Here is an 18,436-nt window from a genome sequence, read left to right on the forward strand (position 1 = left end):
GGACGCGAATATGGCGGCATTACCAGACAAAGACAAATTGCTGCGCAACTTTTCTCGCTGCGCTAACTGGGAAGAGAAGTATCTCTACATCATTGAACTCGGCCAGCGCCTGGCGCCGCTCAACGCGGAAGAACACATCGTGCAGAACATTATTCAGGGCTGCCAAAGCCAGGTGTGGATTGTGATGGAGCAGGAGCCATCCGGCGTGATTACCCTACGCGGCGATAGCGATGCGGCGATCGTCAAAGGGCTGATTGCGGTGGTATTTATCCTTTACGACCGCATGACCGCGCAGGATATTAGCGAATTCGATGTGCGCCCGTGGTTTGAAAAAATGGCGTTGACCCAGCATCTTACCCCCTCCCGCTCGCAGGGCCTTGAAGCGATGATCCGCGCAATTCGCGCGAAAGCCGCAAATCTTAGCTAGAATAAATAGGTAGATTTCATTCTGTTACGTGCGACGAAGGCGAACGCTTTCGTCGCCGCGCAGATCCTGGCGTTTTATCAGCGAAAGAAGGAATCTCAGTATGAAACGCGCGTCTCTCATCACGATGACCCTTCTCGCAGCTCTGAGCGCGCAGCACGGCGCCTGGGCTGTCGATTATCCACTTCCCCCTGCCAACAGCCGTTTGATTGGCCAAAACCAATACTGGACGGTACAGGAAGGGGATCGCAACCTGCAGGCTATCGCCCGCCACTTCGACACGGCGGCGATGCTGATTCTTGAAGCCAACGATACGATTGCGCCGGTGCAGCCGAAGCCGGGCACACGGGTCTTAATCCCATCGCAGATGCTGCTGCCGGATGTCCCGCGTGAAGGCATTGTCGTCAACCTGGCCGAGCTCCGGCTGTACTATTTCCCGCCGGGGCAAAATCAGGTGCAGGTTTATCCGCTCGGCATTGGCCAGTTAGGGCTGGAAACGCCGGAGATGACCACCCGCGTCGGGCAGAAAATCCCTAACCCGACCTGGACGCCGACTGCCGGTATTCGCGCGCGCTCGCTGGAGAAGGGTATTAAGCTGCCGCCGGTGATCCCCGCCGGGCCCAATAACCCATTAGGCCGCTACGCGCTGCGACTGGCCTACGGTAACGGCGAGTATCTGATCCACGGTACCAACGCGCCTGATAGCGTCGGGCTACGGGTGAGTTCCGGCTGTATGCGAATGAACGCTGACGACATTAAGGCGCTGTTCAGCCAGGTCCGCGCGGGCACGCCGGTACGGATTATCAATCAGCCGGTGAAGTTTGCGGTAGAACCCGATGGTAAACGCTATGTAGAGGTCCACAGGCCGCTTTCGCAAACTGAAGGGGAAAATACCCGGACAATCTCTTACACGCTTCCTGCCGCGTTTCAGGCCTTTTCTGACGATAAAGCGGTGGATGACCTGCAGCTGAAAAAAGCGCTGTCGCGAAGAGCGGGATATCCGGTGGTGGTTTCTGAAGGGGCGGGCAGCGCGACGACCGAGCTGTCAGCGCAGAATAGCCAGCAGAATGACACTAAACTGACGCAGTAGGGTAAAACAACAGGCAAAAAAATGGCGCACAATGTGCGCCATTTTTATTACCAGAACTCTTACTTACGGTAAGAGTGAGCCTGGTTGTCCAGACGCTGGTTAGCGCGAGCTGCGTCGTCTTTAGCAGCCTGAACGTCAGAACGCATTGCGTTCACGTCGTTGCTCAGCTGGTCAACTTTAGCGTTCAGAGTCTGAACGTCAGAAGACAGCTGATCGATTTTAGCATTGCTGGAGCAACCAGCCAGCAGAGTAGAACCCAGGATTACCGCGCCCAGTACCAGTTTAGTACGATTCATTATTAATACCCTCTAGATTGAGTTAATCTCCATGTAGCGTTACAAGTATTACACAAACTTTTTTGGGATGAGAATATTTTTTTTATCCGAATGCACTTATTTTTGATCGTTCGCTCAAAGAAGCATCGAATTCGTCGATTTGGTTTAAAAAGCGCTGTGAAAACAGAAGGCTTCCATCGGATTCATCTTAGATAATCTCTTATTAAATAGTAAAATCCGATTTGCATTTTTATTAAGAACAGCTAGGGAATGAATAAAAAAAAGCGCCCCAGAGGAGCGCTTTAAAAAAAGATAAAATAACCTGTAAATTATTACAGCACGTGCACGGAGGCTGTGTTGGTGGTGCCGCTTGGAACCAGCGCGCCAGAAACCATCACAACCACGTCGCCTTTACGCGCCAGGCCGCTCTGCAGCGCCAGCTCTTTACCCAGGTGGTAGAAATCATCAGTAGAGGCGATCTCTTTCACCAGCTGCGGTACCACGCCTTTGCTCAGGACTAACTGACGAGCGGTGGTTTCGTTGGTGGTCAACGCAAGGATAGTGGCGTCCGGGAAGTATTTACGCACGGCGCGTGCGGATTTACCGCCCTGGGTGGCGACGACAATCAGCGGCGCTTCCAGTTTCTCAGCGGTTTCAACTGCGCCGCGGCAAACCGCTTCGGTAATGCGCAGTTTGCGGTTGTCGTTGTTGTAATCCAGGCGGCTGGTCATCACGCGGTCGGTACGCTCGCAGATGGTCGCCATAATGGTAACGGCTTCCAGCGGGTATTTACCTTTCGCGGATTCGCCGGACAGCATTACGGCGTCGGTGCCGTCGAGGATGGCGTTAGCGACGTCGCCTGCTTCAGCGCGGGTCGGACGCGGGTTTTTGATCATGGAATCCAGCATCTGGGTCGCGGTAATAACGACTTTGCGCGCGCGGATACATTTTTCGATGATCATCTTCTGCGCGAAGATAACTTCTTCTACCGGGATTTCAACGCCCATATCGCCACGAGCAACCATGATGCCGTCAGACGCTTCGAGGATTTCGTCGAAGTTGTTCAGGCCTTCCTGGTTTTCGATTTTGGAGATGATCTGGATGTTTTCGCCGCCGTGCGCCTTCAGGTGCTCGCGGATTTCAACCACGTCAGAACGTTTACGGATAAAGGAAGCGGCTACGAAATCAACGCCTTGTTCACAACCGAAGATCAGGTCCTGCTTGTCTTTTTCAGCCAGCGCCGGCAGAGCGATAGAAACGCCCGGCAGGTTAACGCCTTTGTTCTCGCCGAGGTCGCCGTTGTTCAGCACTTTACAGATAACTTTGTTACCTTCGATCGCGGTCACTTCCATACCGATCAGACCATCGTCGACCAGCACGGTGTTGCCGACGCTCAGGTCGGTGGTGAAGCCTTCGTAGGTCACCGCAACGATTTCATTGTTGCCGATTACGGATTTATCAGTGGTGAAGGTAAAGGTCTGACCCGCTTTCAGGGAGACGTCGTTGCCGCCTTCCAGCTTGATGGTGCGGATTTCCGGCCCTTTGGTGTCCAGCAGGATTGCGGCTTTCTTACCGGTTTTGTTCATCACATTGCGCAGGTTCTGGATGCGCTGACCGTGTTCCGCATAGTCGCCGTGAGAGAAGTTCAGACGCATGACGTTCATGCCCGCGTCCAGCATTTTGGTCAACATCTCTTCGGATTCGGTTTTCGGACCGATGGTGCAAACAATTTTGGTCTTTTTCATGACAGTCTTAGTCTTTAAGTTGTGAAGGATATGGAAATCTCGCTCCGAGGGCGCACTGCCGCGGAGTCAAACCTGTGTTACGAAAGTTGCAATGCCACGCTCTAAGGATAGGTGACAACAAAAGAGCGTGCAGAAGAATGTGTGCTGGCGGTTCAGCCCATGAAAAGTGGCAATGTTTTGTACGTTTTTTTGTGCAGTCCAATGCGCTGAAACCATTCAAGAAAGAATCGAGGCGCATTATACGCTGCCGAAACGAAAAAGGAAAATAAAAACGGCGTTTCATTTTTAGTGTGATTAATGTAACAAAATTCACACGATTCGCTCGCGAAGCTGCAACACACTTTTGCCGCAGCGGATCAGATTAAACGGTGTTTTATCATATTTACAAACCTATTAAAGGCAGTAAAACGCTTCATTGAGTGGAAAAAAATAGCGCAGTTTGCTTTATTATAAAATCGTATCAATAATGAATTGATTGATAATGATAATTTACGAGTCTTGATAATGGGAAATAAAGCGAAAGACGACGAGCTCTATCAGGAAATGTGCCGCGTAGTGGGTAAGGTGGTATTGGAAATGCGCGATCTTGGCCAACAGCCAAAACATATTGTTATCGCCGGTGTCGTACGCACCGCGCTGGCAAATAACAAAATTGAACGTTCAGCGCTGACCCGCGAGGCGATGGAAAGGGTGATTCACGCGTTATCGGGGCACTAAACGTCGCGCCCCAACATAAGCCGCGCTTAAGAGATTACGAACCTAATCACCGCTTTTACCGCGATTTCGCAGTGGTGCGAGACCATCTCTTCGTCGTCGATTTCTGGCAGTGGATCGTCGAGATACAGGCTGCTGAAAGTATAAAAATTCGATACCTGATAGAAGCTAAAACTACTGATCAGCCTATGCACGTCGCGCGCTTGCAGACCAGCCTGGAAAATCCCCTGTTGCTGGCCGCGTTGCAGAATATCTTCGATAATCGACAGCGCGGTACGGTTAAGCGGCTTCAGCTCTTCTGAACCTTTCAACCACTTGCCGCGCTGCATGTTTTCCATGCAGATAACCCGCATGTAGTCGGCGTGAGTGGCGTGATAGCGCACGCTCCATTTCACCAATTGCACCAGCGCCTCAACCGGCGGCAGGTGCTCCAACCCCAGCTGTTGCTCCGTTTCACGGATCCGTGCATAGACATGTTGCAGTACCGCCTGGTACAGCTGCTCTTTGCTCTTGAAGTAGTAGACCACCATGCGTTTGGTGGTTTGCGCCTCGATGGCGATCTGCTCCATACGCGCGCCGGGAAGGCCATATTCGGCAAACACGGTAATGGCGGCGGCGAAGATGCGCTCCTTCAGGGATTGTGCTTCATCATGAGCAATGAGGGACATAACGACTCCTTTTTCTGTGGAGACAAAAAATACACATATTGATCACAATTCAGCAACCAAATCTGGCGCCTGTGAACCAAATGATACATAGTCAGTGCTCATGTCGATTGATGACCCGAGGACTCTTATGTTGCGTTCCATCGCTACCGTTTCGATATCCGGTACTTTAACCGAAAAGCTGCATGCTATTGCCGCGGCCGGTTATCAGGGCGTTGAAATCTTTGAAAACGATCTGCTCTATTATACGGGCACGCCGCGCGATATTCGCAACCTTGCCGCTGAATTAGGGCTAAAAATCACGCTTTTTCAGCCCTTTCGAGATTTCGAGGGCGCCAGCCGCGCGCAGTTTGCCGCTAACCTGCAGCGGGCTAAGCGGAAATTCGCTCTGATGCATGAATTAGGCTGCAATACCATGCTGCTCTGTAGCAATGTCCAGCCGGACTGTTCTGGCGATATCGAACTACAGGTCGCCGACCTGCGCATGCTGGCCGATCTTGCCGAGCAGGAAGGGATCGTCATTGGCTACGAAGCGCTGGCGTGGGGAACCCACGTTAACCGCTGGCGTCAGGCATGGGAACGGGTGCAGCGGGTGAACAGCCCGGCGATGGGCATCGTCCTTGATAGCTTCCATATTCTGTCGCTCGGGGATGATCTACAAGGACTTGCCGAGGTGCCGGTTGAGAAAATCACCTTCCTGCAGCTGGCTGACGCGCCGTTGATGAAGATGGATGTTCTCGAATGGAGCCGTCATTTCCGCTGCTTCCCGGGCCAGGGGCAACTGCCGCTGGTGGATTTCGCCCGTGAACTGACCCTCTGCGGCTATCGCGGACCCTGGTCGCTGGAGATATTCAATGACGGCTTTCGCGCCTCACCCAACGGCGCCACGGCAAAAGATGGCTACCGGTCGTTGCTGTGGCTCGAGGAGCAGACCCATCGGCAGCTTGCGGATTGCGATGCGGCGTTATTTTCACCACCTGCGCTACCGCGCTATGACGGTCTGGAATTTATTGAGTTCGCCGCCAGTCCGGCGGAGTCTATCGCGCTTGGCCAGCGCCTGACGCAGTTGGGTTTTAAGCTCCAGGGCAAGCATCGGTCTAAGCAGGTTGCGCTCTGGCGCAATGGTGAAGCGCGGGTGATTGTTAACGCGCAGTCGCACAGCTGGGCCGACCATTTTCATCAGCGCCACGGCATCTCGTTGTGCGCAATGGCGCTGCGGGTAAACCGCAGCGCGCCGGTTGTGGAGCGCGCCCGCGCCTACGGTTATGCCACCTGGCAGGGGGATGCCGGGCCTAATGAGAGTTCGATCCCGGCGGTTTGCGCCCCGGATGGCAGCCTGATATACCTGGTTGAAACCGGTGACGACATCTACGCCCGCGATTTTCATTTACAGGCAGCAGCGCCGCGCGACGATTACAGCGGTATTGACCATCTGGCGTTAGGCATGGAGGCCGACAGCCGCGACAACTGGATTATCTTTTTCCGTACGGTTTTCGGCTTCAGTCTCGAACATGAACAGACGCTGCCCGATCCATACGGCCTGGTACGCAGCCTGGCGGTTCATAGTCCGCAGGGCGATATCCGTCTGGCGCTGAATATTTCACAAAGTCGAGCCACGCAGATTGCGCGGTCGGTCGCCTGTTATCAGGGCGCCGGGCTACAGCACGCCGCTTTCGCCTGTCGCGATTTACCCGCAACGCTCGAAAGTCTGCCGCAGGCCGCGCTGAACGCGCTGCCTATCCCGGCGAATTACTATGAGGATCTGCTGGCGCGCTTTGGCGAAGAGCCGCAGGTAGAGGCATTGCAGCGCCTGCAAATTCTCTACGACCGTGATGCCCGCGGCGGCGAATTCCTCCATCTTTATACTCGTCCATTCGTGGCGGGGCGCTTCTTCTTCGAATTGACCGAACGGCGCGACGGTTACGCCCAGTACGGCGCGGTAAATGCCGCCGTCCGCCTTTCGGCCATGCAGTACAGTTAAACGTAGCAAATGGTTCACAACACAACATCGCAAACACAATAACAACATTCATCTGTACTCAAGACAGGAAACGACTATGAATTCTTATAGCCATAACCAGGCGACGGCGGTGGATACCGCGACCACCGCGCCACGCTCCCGGCGGCGTATCGGGATCCTGGCGCTGCTGGCCGTCGGCACGATGATTAACTATCTCGACCGCACGGTGCTCGGTATCGCCGCGCCGAGACTGACCGCCGAGCTCGGCATTGATGCCGCCATCATGGGAATTGTCTTTTCGGCCTTTGCCTGGACCTATGCGCTGGCGCAAATTCCCGGCGGTATTTTCCTCGATCGCTTCGGCAATAAGGTGACCTATTTTCTCTCCCTGGCGCTGTGGTCGCTGTTCACTTTATTTCACGGTATGGCAATTGGCTTGAAAACGCTGTTGCTGTGTCGTTTTGGGCTTGGCGTCAGTGAAGCGCCCTGTTTTCCGGTCAACAGCAGGGTAGTGAGTACCTGGTTTCCACAGCAGGAGCGCGCGAAGGCCACGGCGGTCTACACCGTCGGCGAATATCTCGGGCTGGCCTGTTTCTCGCCGCTGCTGTTCTGGATTATGGGCAGCTTCGGCTGGCGCGCGCTGTTTATCAGCGTCGGGGTTGTTGGCATCCTGTTCGCGCTGGTCTGGTGGCGTTGCTACCGCGAACCCCATCAGGATAGCCGCCTGAGCGACAGTGAACGCGAACATATTCTTCGCGGCGGCGGACTGGCTACCGCGCAGCAGCAGCAAAACGCTTTTAGCTGGCCGCTGGTGCGCCAGCTGGTGGCAAAACGACAGGTGATTGGCGCCAGCGTCGGTCAGTTTGCCGGTAACACCGTGCTGGTCTTCTTCCTGACCTGGTTTCCAACGTATCTGGCGACCGAACGCCACATGGCGTGGTTGAAAGTGGGCTTCTTCGCCATCCTGCCGTTTCTCGCCGCAGCGGGAGGCGTGTTGTTTGGCGGCTGGCTCTCCGACAAGCTGCTGAAAGCCACCGGTTCGGCCAATCTGGCGCGTAAGCTGCCTATCGTCGTCGGGCTGATGATGGCCAGTAGCATTATTTCCGCCAACTGGCTGCCGAGCGACCTGGCGGTGATCCTGATGATGTCATTTGCCTTCTTCGGCCAGGGAATGGTTGGCCTCGGCTGGACGCTAATCTCCGATATCGCGCCGCAGGGGCTTGGCGGGATAACCGCCGGCATCTTTAATTTCTGTACCAATCTGGCGGGGATCCTCACGCCGCTGATTATCGGTTTTATCGTTGCCGCTTCCGGTAGTTTCTTCTACGCGCTGGTCTATATCGGCGGCGCGGCGCTGCTTGGCGTAGTGGCCTATCTGTTTATTCTTGGCGATGTCAAACGCATCGAACTTTCGCAGTAACGACAGGAGTAGGGCATGATCATTAGTGGTCATACGCGGCTGATAGCGCATCTTGGTTATCCGACCGCCAGTTTTAAAGCGCCGATGATTTATAACCCATGGCTGTCCCATTGTGAGGCGGACGTCAAAGTGGTGCCGATGGGGGTGAAACCAGCGGATTACGCGGCGCTGGTGCCAGCGCTGTTTTCCATGACGAATATCGTCGGCGCGCTGGTCACCATGCCGCATAAAATGGCTACCTGCGGGCTGGTAGACCAGCTGAGCCCGACGGCGGCAATCGCTGGTGCCTGTAATGCCATCCGTCGCGAAGTCGATGGCAGCCTGCGCGGCGATATGTTCGATGGCGAAGGTTTTGTTCTGGGGATTAAGCGCAAGGGCTTTCAACCACAAGGGGCGAGAGCGCTGGTGATCGGCTGCGGCGGCGTCGGCTCGGCGATTGCCGCGTCGCTGGCGGCCGCAGGGGTCAGTACCTTGACGCTGTTCGACACCTGTGAAGCCGCCGCCGAGGCGCTGGCGGAGCGGCTGCATCAGCACTATCCACGTCTGGAGCTCGTCCTGATGCAGCGCGATCCCATCGCGCAGGATCTGGTGGTCAACGCCACGCCGCTGGGTATGAAAGCGGATGATCCGCTACCGCTGGACGTTTCGCGCCTGTCGCCGCGCACCTGGGTTGGCGAGGTGGTGATGAGCGTTGAATACACTCCGCTACTGCGGGCGGCGCAGACGTTGGGGTGCCCGATTCAGCGCGGTACCGATATGCTATTCGAGATGATCCCGGCCTATCTCGAGTTCTTCCTGCTCCCGGTGGCGACGCCGGAACAACTGCGCGAACGGGCCGAAATTCGCTACTGAATCAGCAAAAAAGGCGTTACCCTAGCGTTATGTTTTTGTCTTTATAGCGATTCGTGTAATGACCACTTCATTGACGCTGCTGGCGGCGGGGAGCCTGAAAAGCGCTTTCCTCCCGCTGCTGGCGCGATTTCAGCAGCTTAGCGGCATTCTGGTCGAGGCGCAGTTCGGCCCGGCCGGTCTGCTGCGCGAACGCATTGAAGGCGGTGAACGCTGCTCGCTGTTCGCCAGTGCGAATACCGAACACCCTCAGGCGCTGCTGCAGGCCGGGCTTGCGAAAAATTGCTGTTCGTTTGCCGCCAACCGGCTGATGCTGACCGCGCGCCGCACGCCTGACACCGATCGCGCTGACTGGCTGGCGTTGCTTCGCGACGGGCGACTGCGGCTGGCGACCTCCACGCCGGGCTGCGATCCCTCCGGTGATTACACATGGCAGCTTTTCGCTCGCCTTGAGGCCAGCTTTCCGGGGCTCGGACGGGCGTTGATGGCCCGGGCGCAGCAGCTGGTCGGCGGCCGGGCGTCGCTGACTGTGCCGTCGGGCATTACCGCTGGGGCGTGGCTGATTGGCGAAGACTTTGCCGATCTGTTTATCGGTTACGCCCACTATGCGGTTCAGATGACGGAGAGCGCGCAGTTTCGCACGTTACTCATTCCCGAGCCGTGGAATATACGCTGCGAATATCAACTGGCGGAAATTGAGGAAAGCGCCGCCGCGCGGCAGCTACGGCGCTTTATCACCGCGGAAGAAGGGCAGAACTTTCTGCGCGCGGCAGGTTTTTTGGCCGTTAACGATGGATAGTAAACTGCGGCGCCAGTAACGGCACCGCGCTACCGGGATGATGGATTTTGTGGACCGGCAGGCCGTAGGCGCGGCGCAGGTTTGTCTCGCTGAGCACTGCGAATGACTCTCCCGCCAGCCATTCGCCGCCGGGCAACAGCAGCAGGGTATGGCTGGCGACCTGCAGGGCGTGAGTCGGATCATGGGTGGTGAACATCACCGTGCGTTTCTGCCGATGAGCAAGGTCGCTAATCAGCTGTAACACAATCTGTTGATTGGCCAGATCCAGCGCTGAGCAAGGTTCATCTAACAGGATGTTCTGGCTGGCGCTGACCAGCGCGCGGGCTATGAGCGCCAACTGCTGCTGACCGCCGGACAGGGCGCGAAAAAGCTGATTGGCCAGCGCGGCGATCCCCAACTGCGCCAGCGCCTGTTGAACCTCCCGTTCATCTTCCGGCCCCGGCTGCGCTAACAGATCGACGTGGCGGGCGCGCCCCATCAGCACCACATCGCGCACTTGCCAGCCAAACGCCGGACGAAATGACTGCGGCACGATGGCGACGCCGCCTTCCACGCTAAATTTCCCGCCGAGCGGCGGCAGAACGCCGGTCAGGGTATCCAGTAGCGTGCTTTTACCACGACCGTTGGCGCCCAGAATTGCCCAGATTTGCCCGTGACGGCACTGCATTGATAGTGGGGCGAAGAGCGGCTGACGATGACCATAGCGCAGGGCGTCCAGTGATAAGGAAATGTTCATTGGGCCACTCCGCGGCGTTGAGACTGAATCAGTAAAAGGGTAAACAGCGGCGCGCCGAGCAGGGCGGTAATAATGCCAATTGGAATCTCCGCCTGGGTTAAGGTGCGCGCCAGGTCGTCCACCACCACCATAAACGCGCCGCCGAGCCAGAATGCCGTTGGCAGCAGGCGGCGGTGATCGGCGCCGACCAGCAGTCGCGCCAGATGCGGAATCACCAGCCCGACCCAGGCGATGCTGCCGCTAACCGCGACCTGGGCGGCGACCAGCACCGCGCAGCAAACCAACACTCCGCGGCGCAATTTGGCCACCGAAACGCCAAGACCGTGCGCATCTTTATCCTCCAGCGCCAGTAGGTTGATACGCCAGCGCAGCTTTAGCAGGATAACGGCGGCGACGGCGACCGGCAGCGCCATGGACAGCACTTTGTGCCAGTTGGCGGTGGCAAAGCTGCCGAGCAGCCAGAAAACGATATTCGGCAGGGTTTCTTCCGTATCGGCAAGGTACTGCATCAGGCTGACCAGCGCGGCAAAGAAACCGCTGAGAATAATGCCGGAAAGGATCAGCGCCAGCGTGTTTTCACGCCCTTGTAGCCTGGCAATCAGATAAACCAACATCAGCGCGGCGAGGCCGAAGAAGAAGGTGCAACCCATCATCGATATGATGTCAAAACCTAGCAGGATCGCCAGCGTGCCGCCGAAGGCGGAGCCGGAGGTCACACCGATGATATGCGGGTCGACCAGCGGGTTGTGGAATACGCCCTGTAAAGTCGCGCCGCATAGCCCCAGCGAGCCGCCGGCCAGCAGCGCCATCGCTACCCTGGGAAGTCTGACTGACCAGACTATCTGCCCGGCGACGGCGCTGGCGGACGCGCTATGCGTAAGCTCATGAAAGACCTCATTCAGGCTGAGGGGGTACTGCCCCAGGCATAGCGAAGCGATAGCGATAAATAACGTTGCCGCCGCCAGCCCGCCGTGCAGCAGGGTCCAGTGAAGGTTACTGCGCATTCGGCGTCCATTTCACGCGGTAGAAGCGTTGATAGTAATCCTGCGCTTTGGCATCGACATCGACGTTCCGGTAGCGGGAAGGATAGAGCTTTTTCGCCATCCACAGTTCGCCTATCGCCAATGCCTCTGGCATTGGATAGCCCCAGGCCTTGGCGTATTCCGGCATCAGCCATACGCGGTGGTTTTTCACCGCGTCTATCGTCTGCCATTGCGGGTCGTTTTCAATCTGTTTGACCACCTGCGGATAGCGGTCCTGGACGAAGATCACCTCGGGGTTCCACTGCAGAACCTGTTCCAGCGAGACCTGACGCGCCCCCTTAACCGTCGCGGCCGCAACGTTCAGCGCCCCGGCATGCTTCATCATCAGACCGGTATATTTGCCGGAGCCGTAGGTGTTGAGATCCGGGTTGGCCATGTACACGCGCACCCGCTGATTCTCAGGGATACCGGCGACCGGGGCGTTAGCTTCTGCCCGTGCCGCGAAGGTGTAATCAATCAGCGCTTCGGCCTGGCTTTGGCGTTCGACGACTTCGCCAATCAGGCGGATCCCTTGTTTGAGCCCGTTGTTATAGGCCTGCTCTTCATTGGCCATCGTCGGATTCATTTTGCTTTTCTCTCCCGCCGCGTCCTGGCGCAGAGAGATGGCGATAACCGGAATACCGGCATTTTGGATCTGCTGGATCATCGCCTGCGGCGCGTAATTGGCGACGAACACCACCTGCGGATGCAGCGCCAGCAGGCTTTCGATATTGACCTGCGTTAAATCACCCGGCGTCGGCAGATTTTCAATAGCGGGCATAAAGCGGACAAACTGCGGCCCGAGCTGTTTTTTCCAGCTGCTTAACACGCCAACGATATCGTCGCCGGCATTCAACTGGACCAGGAGATTAAGCGTCTGGTGCTGCAGGACGACCGCGCGGGTGATGTGATCCGGAAGCGTAACCTGGCGGCCCAGCTGATCGGTAACGGTGCGGTCGGCAAAGGCCTGGCTGGTGAACAGGCTGGCGCTACACAGCGCCAGGCCTAAAAGTAAACGGTGTGGTGACATGGATTAACCCGGTTGGAGAAGAATAATCGATATATACTAAATTATATAGCGATGCCAAAAACAAAGCATCAACATCTTGCGTAGCGAGCGGCCTTGGCCTACGGTAAATCCACCACCAATCCATTCATGCGACGTTATGTCTTATCCATCCCGCTTGTTAAGTGATATTCCCGGTATTCGTTACGCTTTTCTTGATGTGCACGAAACCGCCGCCTTTCCGTACAGCGAAATGGCGCCGGTTAAGCTGGTGCACGGCAATGTTGTTCATCACTATCAGGAGCCGCAGGCAGAGCGGCCGCATGCCGATGCGGTGTTTACGGCGCTGCGTGGGCAAAAGGTCGGCGTCGTCACCGCCGACTGTTTACCGCTGTTAATGGCTTCGCGGGATGGGCGCTATGTTTGCAGCGTGCATGCCGGCTGGCGCGGAGCGGCGAGCGGCATTATTGAAAACAGCCTGGCGCTGTTTCACCAGCATCAGGTGGCGACAGAAGAGATTGTGGTGGTCTGCGGGCCGCATATTCACGCCTGCTGCTATGAGGTTTCGGCCGATTTTTATCGAACGCTGTTGACCATGCCGGCGGGCAAGCTGGCAAAACGGTACAGCGACGAGCTCTTTCATCAGCGCCTCGCCCCACCAGGAACCGGGCAAGCGCAGGCGACCGGTAGCGATAATCTGTGGTTCGATCTCCGCGCGCTGGCGCAACGGGTGCTGCAACAGGCCGGGGTGGCGGCGGAAAATACCGAATGGCTGGGAAGCTGTACCTACTGTACGCCGCAGGCGCTCGGCTCCTACCGTCGGCGTACCCATTTTCCGGCGGCGAAAACCTTCCAGTATTCATGGATTATGCGTGAATGAGATAAAATGATGTTTGCTGATGTGTAACATCGGCGCACGCTTGCTATCTCTACGGTCCTTCAAACAAGGAGGATCGTAAAATGAAAGCTAACTCAGTTGTACTGGCCCTGACGCCGCTGCTGGCCGCCAGCGCTTTTTCCGCCCATGCAGGACCGCAAGCCCAGGCGGTATGCGGCTACAGTCACACCCTTGGCGACGACGCGATTATGATGTTCGGCATGCCCAACCAGGCGATGTGGCATGATTTCTTCGGCAATAGCCACACCGACGCGGTCTCAACCTATCAAACCCTGCGCGCACAGCCGGAAACCACCTGTGATAACAAGGCCGACAGTTCTGCATACTGGGCGCCGTCAATGAAGTTGCCGGATGGACAAATTGTCACTCCGGCTTATCAGAAAACCTATTATCAGGCGACCAAAGTCGAACAGTATCCGCTGCATCCTTTCCCGTCGGGGTTAGAGCTGCTGGCTGGCGACCACCACGGCTCCGCGCCGAGCTCGCGGATAACCTTCCTGTGCGCCAACGGTAAAGGCTATAGCAACAAAGCCGGTGAGGTTTGCGGCCTGCGTAAAGCGGGCGATGCCGTACAGTTTAATATCGGTATTCAGTTCCCCAACTGCTGGGATGGCGTCAACCTCAAACCGAGCCACGGTCACAGCAATGCCGCCTATGATGTCAACGGCGCCTGCCCGGCCGACTATCCGGTAAAAATCCCGACGGTTAATATGAATATCGCCTACGTGCTGCCGCAGATTAAATCACTGGACACGGCGAAAATTGAGCTGTCGATGGACCCGGTTATGAAGGGCGATAAACGTGAAGAGAAGTGGGGCAGCATCTATACTGCCCATGCGGATTTCATGAACGGCTGGACGGTCGAGGGCGCGCACTTCATGACCGAACACTGTATGAATGACGGTATGGATTGTGGGACCAACGTGCCTTATAGCTTCTCGCTGGCGGAAGAAAACGCGGTGGTCGAGAGCGCGCAGCCGAATGTTAACTTCGGGGCGCCTGAAGCGCTGCAGATTTCCGATAACTGGAAGAACGGCGGCCGTACCAGCAACCCGGAAACCCTGACCCTGGTGAAGTTTAAAATCCCGGCGCTGCCGAAAGATCAGGATGCGTCGCTGTTTAAGTATCGTCTGCGTCTGTACGGCGGCAAGGTTGAAACCAACGGCGCGGATCAGATTTTCTTCTATCCGGCCAGCAATAGCTGGAGTGCGTCAAGCGTGACCTGGAAGCATCGCCCGACCTGCAGCTACAATTCAGATGCTCAACTGTATCTCAATTCATCTCGTGAGTATCGGATGGTGGATATCGATAAAGCGGTGCGTAAGGCGCTGGCGGAAGGGAAAACCGAAATCTCCTGGTACATCGGCGGCGACCGTCAGGGCAACCACTATCAGTTTGACGCCGCAGCGGCGCAGAAGCAGCCGATCCTGATGCTGGTTGGTTTTAAAACCACCCCGGAAATTTAATTCGCAATAAAGGTAAGCTATTCCCGGTGGCCGTGTCGCCACCGGTTTTTTGACTTACAACACCTTAAAGCCGTGGGTACCATCGCGGGCTAACTGTTCCACCAGACCAAACTCCCAGTCGAGATAAGCCTGCATCGCCTCAGCGGAGTTATCGGTTCCTTCATAAGGCCGTCGATAGCGATCGCTGCGCGCTGTTGCCAGATGCGTCTCGCCCTGTTCCAGCGCCAGCCCGGCATCAATCCACGCCAGCGTCCCGCCGCTTAACAGTTGCACCGGCTTACCGGTCAATGCCGCGACTTCAGGCACGGCGTAGCGGGCCAGCAGGCTGCTGCCACAGGTGACAACGTAACGTTTTGCGGGAGGGATGAGCTCAAGCGCCTGGCGCAGCTGTGAACGCACCAGCCACCAGGCGCCGGGGATATGCCGTGCGACATAGTTCGCGCTGGTGGTGAAATCCAGTACCACGGTGCCGGGTTCGCGCAATTGTTCCGCTAACTGCGCTGGGGTTATCTCCTCAGCCTGCGGCGCCGGCGGTACGCTGACGGGCGGAACGCCGCGTTCGCTCAATTGCTCAACGCGGACATCGCGTAAAACCGCCACTTCCCAGCCCATCTGCGCCAGCCAGGACGCCGCGATCGGCGCGCGGATCTCATCATCGGCGACCAGCACAATCCGCGCTCCGCGTACGCTGGCGTAATGATCGGTTTCCTGCACCAGCTGGCCGCCAGGGGCATTCACGCTGTGCGGCAGATGGCCTGCGGCATACTCCTCGGGGCTGCGAACATCAAAGAGATAGGTGGTGCGGCTCGGCTGCTGTTGCCAGCGGGCTAAAGTCGGGGCATCAATGAAGGCCACGCCAGCGCGCTCGGCCAACTGCGTCACCGCAGCCACGCGTTGCGCTGAGGCGCGGAAATCGGCGTCGTAGCGCCGCTGTTGGCCGTGCTCGAGTTCCAGTCCGGCTAAGGTCCAGCCGATGGTACCGTTGCGCAGTGCGTATACCGGATTGGCTAAGCCGGCATTGCGCAGCGATTGGGTACCGACAATGCTGCGGGTACGGCCGGCGCAGTTAACGATCACTGTCGTTTGCGCCGACGGCAGCAGGCCTTCAATGCGTAACGCCAGCTCCCCGCCGGGCACGCTGATGCTGCCGGGAATATTCATCGTTTGATATTCATCGAAACGACGCGCGTCGACCACCACGACCGGCTGTGGCCCCTCGATCAGCGCCTTCACTTCCTCAGCGCTCAACGACGGCGTCTGGCGTTCGCTCTCTACCAGCTCGCCGAACGCTTTGCTCGGTGAGTTAACGTCCTGAAAGAGCTCGCCGCCGCTACGCTGCCAGCCCGTCAGTCCGCCTGCCAGTAGCGCGACATCCTGATAGCCCCAGCGTTGCAGCCGTTCAAGGGCCTGCTCCGCGAGACCTTCGCCGTTATCGTAGAGGGTAATCGGCGTCGTCAGGCGCGGCACGCGGCGAAAAATCTCCAGCTCCAGCTTGCTGAGCGGCAAATTAGCGGCAAACAGCGGATGGTTAGTGGCAAATGCGGCCTCTTCGCGAACATCGATGAGCGCCACTTCCGCGCCATCGATTAGCGCCTGGCGCACCTCGGCTGGCTGGCGGTAATTGTAGTCAGGCATATTCATTATCCTTTGAGAGATCCCAGATATTGGGCAAGTGGCGGTTGGAGTAACCGGAGACGAAAGGTTTGGCGATCCCATCCGCGGTATAAACAGCACGCCGGACGCCGCCGATGTTAGCGCCGTAGACGTGAATACTGATTGAGACGTGGTCCGCTAGCGCATTACTCACCCGATGAATATCGCCATCGCGGGAAGAGACTTTTTCCACCTTGCCGGGTGAAAGCCGTTCAGCAGGACCAGTGGCGATCGGTAAACCGCGTTCGTCGAGTCGGTAGCGCTGGTTCTCCTCCGCGCCGCGCAACATACCGATGGCTCCCCAGACCCGATGGTCGTGGATCGGCGTCGATTGCCCCGGCCCCCAGACGAAGCTGACAATCGAAAAACGTTGGCCGGAATCGGCATGCAGCAAATACTGCTGATAGTGGTGGGGATGCGGTAGGGTGTACTCTTCCGGTAACCAGTCATCTTTTTGCACAAGCGAAGCCAGGCGCACGGCGACGGCGTCGAGCAGGGGGGCCTCATCGGTAAACTGGCGATGCAGGGCATCAAGGTCTTGAATGAACTGGCGTAATTTTTCCACTCGCGGTGCGGTCATGGTGGTTTCCTGTTGTCGGGACTGGTCATTACGCTAGCAAAGGCGTTAATATAATTAAAATGCAATTTCCGCATATATTAATATGCAAAAATCACATTAAGGATTGTATGCGTATCGACGACATTGATGCTCTGCTGGCTACCGTGCAGTTTTCCTCCCTAAACCAGGCTGCGGAATATCTTGGCATTACCCAATCGGCCATTACCCGTCGGCTTCAGCGCCTTGAGCAAACCCTCAATGTGACGCTGCTGGAGCGCCAGACCAGGCCCCTGACGCTCACCGCCGCCGGGCACCGGGTGTATGAACAATGTCTGAGCATCAAGCGGGAAACTAAAAAGCTGTACGGTCTGCTTGACCCGGAGGCGGAGCCGCAGGGCGTTCTGCGTCTTGGCGTGCCGCAGAGCGTGGCGGAAATCGCCCTCCAGCCGGCGCTGAGCGCGCTACGCCAGCAGTTCCCGGCTCTGGAGCCGCAGGTGACCTGCGGCTGGAGCGGGCTGTTGCAAAAACGGCTGGAGAGCGTCGAACTGGATGGTGTTCTGGCGATGGGACCGCAACAGCAGCGCTTTGTTGATGGTTACAGCGGGAGGCTGCTGTGTCCGCTGGATATCGTGGTCATCGCGGCGAAAAGCTGGCGACTGCACGCCGGAGCGCTGCGCGACTGTGCGCAGCGAGGCTGGATACTGAATCCCGACGGCTGTGGTCTGCGGGCCGGGCTAATCCGCGAACTACAATCGCAGGGGCTGCGGCTGGCGCTGAACGTCGAGACCGCCGGCGCCCAGTTGCAAATCAGCCTGGTGGCGCAGGGGCTGGGGCTTGGCCTGGTGCCTCGCGCCGCGCTGGCGGCCAGCCCGTGGCGCGACGAAGTAGCCACGCTTACGCTCGCGGATTTTCAGCCGCAAGTGCATCTGTGGCTGGTACATGCGCAGAATCTGGCTAACCTCAGCCAGCCGCTGACTTTTTTCGCCGGAAAAGTGGTCCAGCAACTTAACGCATCTTTCTGATACGTATATGTTATTTTAAGAAATGCTTATCTTGCATATTAAGTTATGATAAAAATGCATTTTGTTCATTAAGTGCCTGTGTATAGGGTAATGAAAACGCGCCGCCGCCGCGGCCCATTCATTACCTTGCTAC

At 57.1% G+C, this 18,436-nt stretch carries 19 protein-coding genes and 1 pseudogene; 11 read left to right on the top strand and 9 right to left on the bottom strand.

Translation table 11 applies throughout. From position 1 onward, the window contains the following. Positions 1-10 precede the first annotated feature (10 nt). Together sufE and ldtE are read left to right on the top strand one after the other, a co-directional pair. Positions 11-427, top strand: a complete 417-nt coding sequence (sufE, locus tag ACSEMK_RS17920; protein WP_348854578.1) for a cysteine desulfuration protein SufE — start codon at positions 11-13, stop codon at positions 425-427. Between the two features lie 100 nt (positions 428-527). Beyond that, positions 528-1,514 carry a L,D-transpeptidase LdtE gene (gene ldtE / locus ACSEMK_RS17925; RefSeq protein ID WP_087857911.1) on the top strand — a complete coding sequence of 329 codons (987 nt, stop codon included), beginning with the start codon at positions 528-530 and terminating at the stop codon, positions 1,512-1,514. A gap of 59 nt (positions 1,515-1,573) precedes the next feature. Here ldtE and ACSEMK_RS17930 read toward each other — a convergent pair whose 3' ends face one another. The 3 genes and pseudogenes from ACSEMK_RS17930 to ynhH form a co-directional block, all read right to left on the bottom strand. Continuing rightward, on the bottom strand, positions 1,574-1,810 hold the full coding sequence (locus ACSEMK_RS17930; protein ID WP_002908860.1) for a major outer membrane lipoprotein: 237 nt from the start codon (positions 1,808-1,810) through the stop codon (positions 1,574-1,576). A gap of 311 nt (positions 1,811-2,121) precedes the next feature. After that, positions 2,122-3,534 (bottom strand): pyruvate kinase PykF, encoded by a 1,413-nt coding sequence (gene pykF / locus ACSEMK_RS17935; protein ID WP_047056319.1) that lies wholly within the window; start codon positions 3,532-3,534, stop codon positions 2,122-2,124. Positions 3,535-3,541: 7 nt separating this feature from the next. Then, positions 3,542-3,676: pseudogene (gene ynhH / locus ACSEMK_RS17940) on the bottom strand (protein YnhH); the annotation flags it as partial. Between ynhH and ACSEMK_RS17945 the strand changes: the two are divergent. Continuing rightward, the gene (locus tag ACSEMK_RS17945) at positions 3,672-3,803 is read left to right on the top strand and encodes a hypothetical protein (protein WP_161799851.1); all 132 of its coding nucleotides are present in this window, start codon (positions 3,672-3,674) and stop codon (positions 3,801-3,803) included. The pseudogene ynhH and the gene ACSEMK_RS17945 sit on opposite strands and share 5 nt — an antisense overlap. A gap of 235 nt (positions 3,804-4,038) precedes the next feature. Beyond that, positions 4,039-4,251, top strand: coding sequence for a fumarate hydratase FumD (gene fumD, locus ACSEMK_RS17950; RefSeq protein WP_087857910.1), 213 nt, complete (start codon positions 4,039-4,041; stop codon positions 4,249-4,251). Between the two features lie 26 nt (positions 4,252-4,277). Here the strand turns inward: fumD and ACSEMK_RS17955 are convergent, their stop codons facing one another. Continuing rightward, a complete protein-coding gene (locus ACSEMK_RS17955; RefSeq protein WP_087857909.1) occupies positions 4,278-4,916 on the bottom strand; it encodes a TetR family transcriptional regulator in 639 nt (212 codons plus the stop codon). A gap of 127 nt (positions 4,917-5,043) precedes the next feature. Here ACSEMK_RS17955 and ACSEMK_RS17960 point away from each other — a divergent pair, with 127 nt between their 5' ends. The 4 genes from ACSEMK_RS17960 (at position 5,044) to ACSEMK_RS17975 (ending at position 9,941) form a co-directional block, all read left to right on the top strand. After that, entirely contained in the window at positions 5,044-6,894 is a 1,851-nt protein-coding gene (locus ACSEMK_RS17960) for a bifunctional sugar phosphate isomerase/epimerase/4-hydroxyphenylpyruvate dioxygenase family protein (RefSeq protein WP_430915252.1), read from the top strand. A gap of 76 nt (positions 6,895-6,970) precedes the next feature. Further along, complete coding sequence (locus ACSEMK_RS17965; RefSeq protein ID WP_430915251.1) at positions 6,971-8,293, top strand: MFS transporter; 1,323 nt, start codon at positions 6,971-6,973, stop codon at positions 8,291-8,293. A gap of 15 nt (positions 8,294-8,308) precedes the next feature. Further along, on the top strand, positions 8,309-9,145 hold the full coding sequence (locus ACSEMK_RS17970) for a shikimate dehydrogenase family protein (protein ID WP_411325705.1): 837 nt from the start codon (positions 8,309-8,311) through the stop codon (positions 9,143-9,145). Between the two features lie 58 nt (positions 9,146-9,203). Next, positions 9,204-9,941 (top strand): substrate-binding domain-containing protein, encoded by a 738-nt coding sequence (locus ACSEMK_RS17975; RefSeq protein ID WP_430915250.1) that lies wholly within the window; start codon positions 9,204-9,206, stop codon positions 9,939-9,941. Here the strand turns inward: ACSEMK_RS17975 and ACSEMK_RS17980 are convergent. From ACSEMK_RS17980 to ACSEMK_RS17990, 3 genes are read right to left on the bottom strand one after another with little or no spacing between them, the layout of a single operon-like run. Further along, a complete protein-coding gene (locus ACSEMK_RS17980) occupies positions 9,928-10,677 on the bottom strand; it encodes an ABC transporter ATP-binding protein (RefSeq protein WP_411325703.1) in 750 nt (249 codons plus the stop codon). The genes ACSEMK_RS17975 and ACSEMK_RS17980 overlap by 14 nt on opposite strands. Continuing rightward, positions 10,674-11,681, bottom strand: a complete 1,008-nt coding sequence (locus ACSEMK_RS17985; RefSeq protein ID WP_411325702.1) for a FecCD family ABC transporter permease — start codon at positions 11,679-11,681, stop codon at positions 10,674-10,676. Before ACSEMK_RS17985 ends, ACSEMK_RS17980 begins: the two co-directional genes overlap by 4 nt. After that, positions 11,671-12,729, bottom strand: coding sequence for an ABC transporter substrate-binding protein (locus ACSEMK_RS17990; RefSeq protein ID WP_113374135.1), 1,059 nt, complete (start codon positions 12,727-12,729; stop codon positions 11,671-11,673). The genes ACSEMK_RS17985 and ACSEMK_RS17990 overlap by 11 nt, the downstream gene beginning before the upstream one ends. A gap of 136 nt (positions 12,730-12,865) precedes the next feature. Here ACSEMK_RS17990 and ACSEMK_RS17995 point away from each other — a divergent pair, with 136 nt between their 5' ends. Next, entirely contained in the window at positions 12,866-13,585 is a 720-nt protein-coding gene (locus ACSEMK_RS17995) for a polyphenol oxidase family protein (RefSeq protein ID WP_113374134.1), read from the top strand. An 80-nt stretch (positions 13,586-13,665) separates the two neighbouring features. Beyond that, positions 13,666-15,069, top strand: coding sequence for a CBM96 family carbohydrate-binding protein (locus ACSEMK_RS18000; protein ID WP_430915249.1), 1,404 nt, complete (start codon positions 13,666-13,668; stop codon positions 15,067-15,069). Between the two features lie 54 nt (positions 15,070-15,123). On the opposite strand, the gene ACSEMK_RS18005 is transcribed toward ACSEMK_RS18000, so the two are convergent. Both ACSEMK_RS18005 and ACSEMK_RS18010 read right to left on the bottom strand, forming a co-directional pair. Beyond that, complete coding sequence (locus ACSEMK_RS18005; RefSeq protein ID WP_430915248.1) at positions 15,124-16,704, bottom strand: rhodanese homology domain-containing protein; 1,581 nt, start codon at positions 16,702-16,704, stop codon at positions 15,124-15,126. Then, the gene (locus tag ACSEMK_RS18010; protein ID WP_113374131.1) at positions 16,697-17,302 is read right to left on the bottom strand and encodes a cysteine dioxygenase; all 606 of its coding nucleotides are present in this window, start codon (positions 17,300-17,302) and stop codon (positions 16,697-16,699) included. The genes ACSEMK_RS18005 and ACSEMK_RS18010 overlap by 8 nt, the downstream gene beginning before the upstream one ends. Positions 17,303-17,409: 107 nt before the next feature. On the opposite strand from ACSEMK_RS18010, the gene ACSEMK_RS18015 reads away from it, so the two are divergent. Then, positions 17,410-18,303, top strand: coding sequence for a LysR family transcriptional regulator (locus tag ACSEMK_RS18015; RefSeq protein WP_430915247.1), 894 nt, complete (start codon positions 17,410-17,412; stop codon positions 18,301-18,303). The last annotated feature ends 133 nt before the right edge of the window (positions 18,304-18,436 follow it).

This window comes from Klebsiella sp. K-3 (assembly GCF_051207495.1).
Taxonomy (GTDB): Bacteria; Pseudomonadota; Gammaproteobacteria; order Enterobacterales; family Enterobacteriaceae; genus Klebsiella; species Klebsiella aerogenes.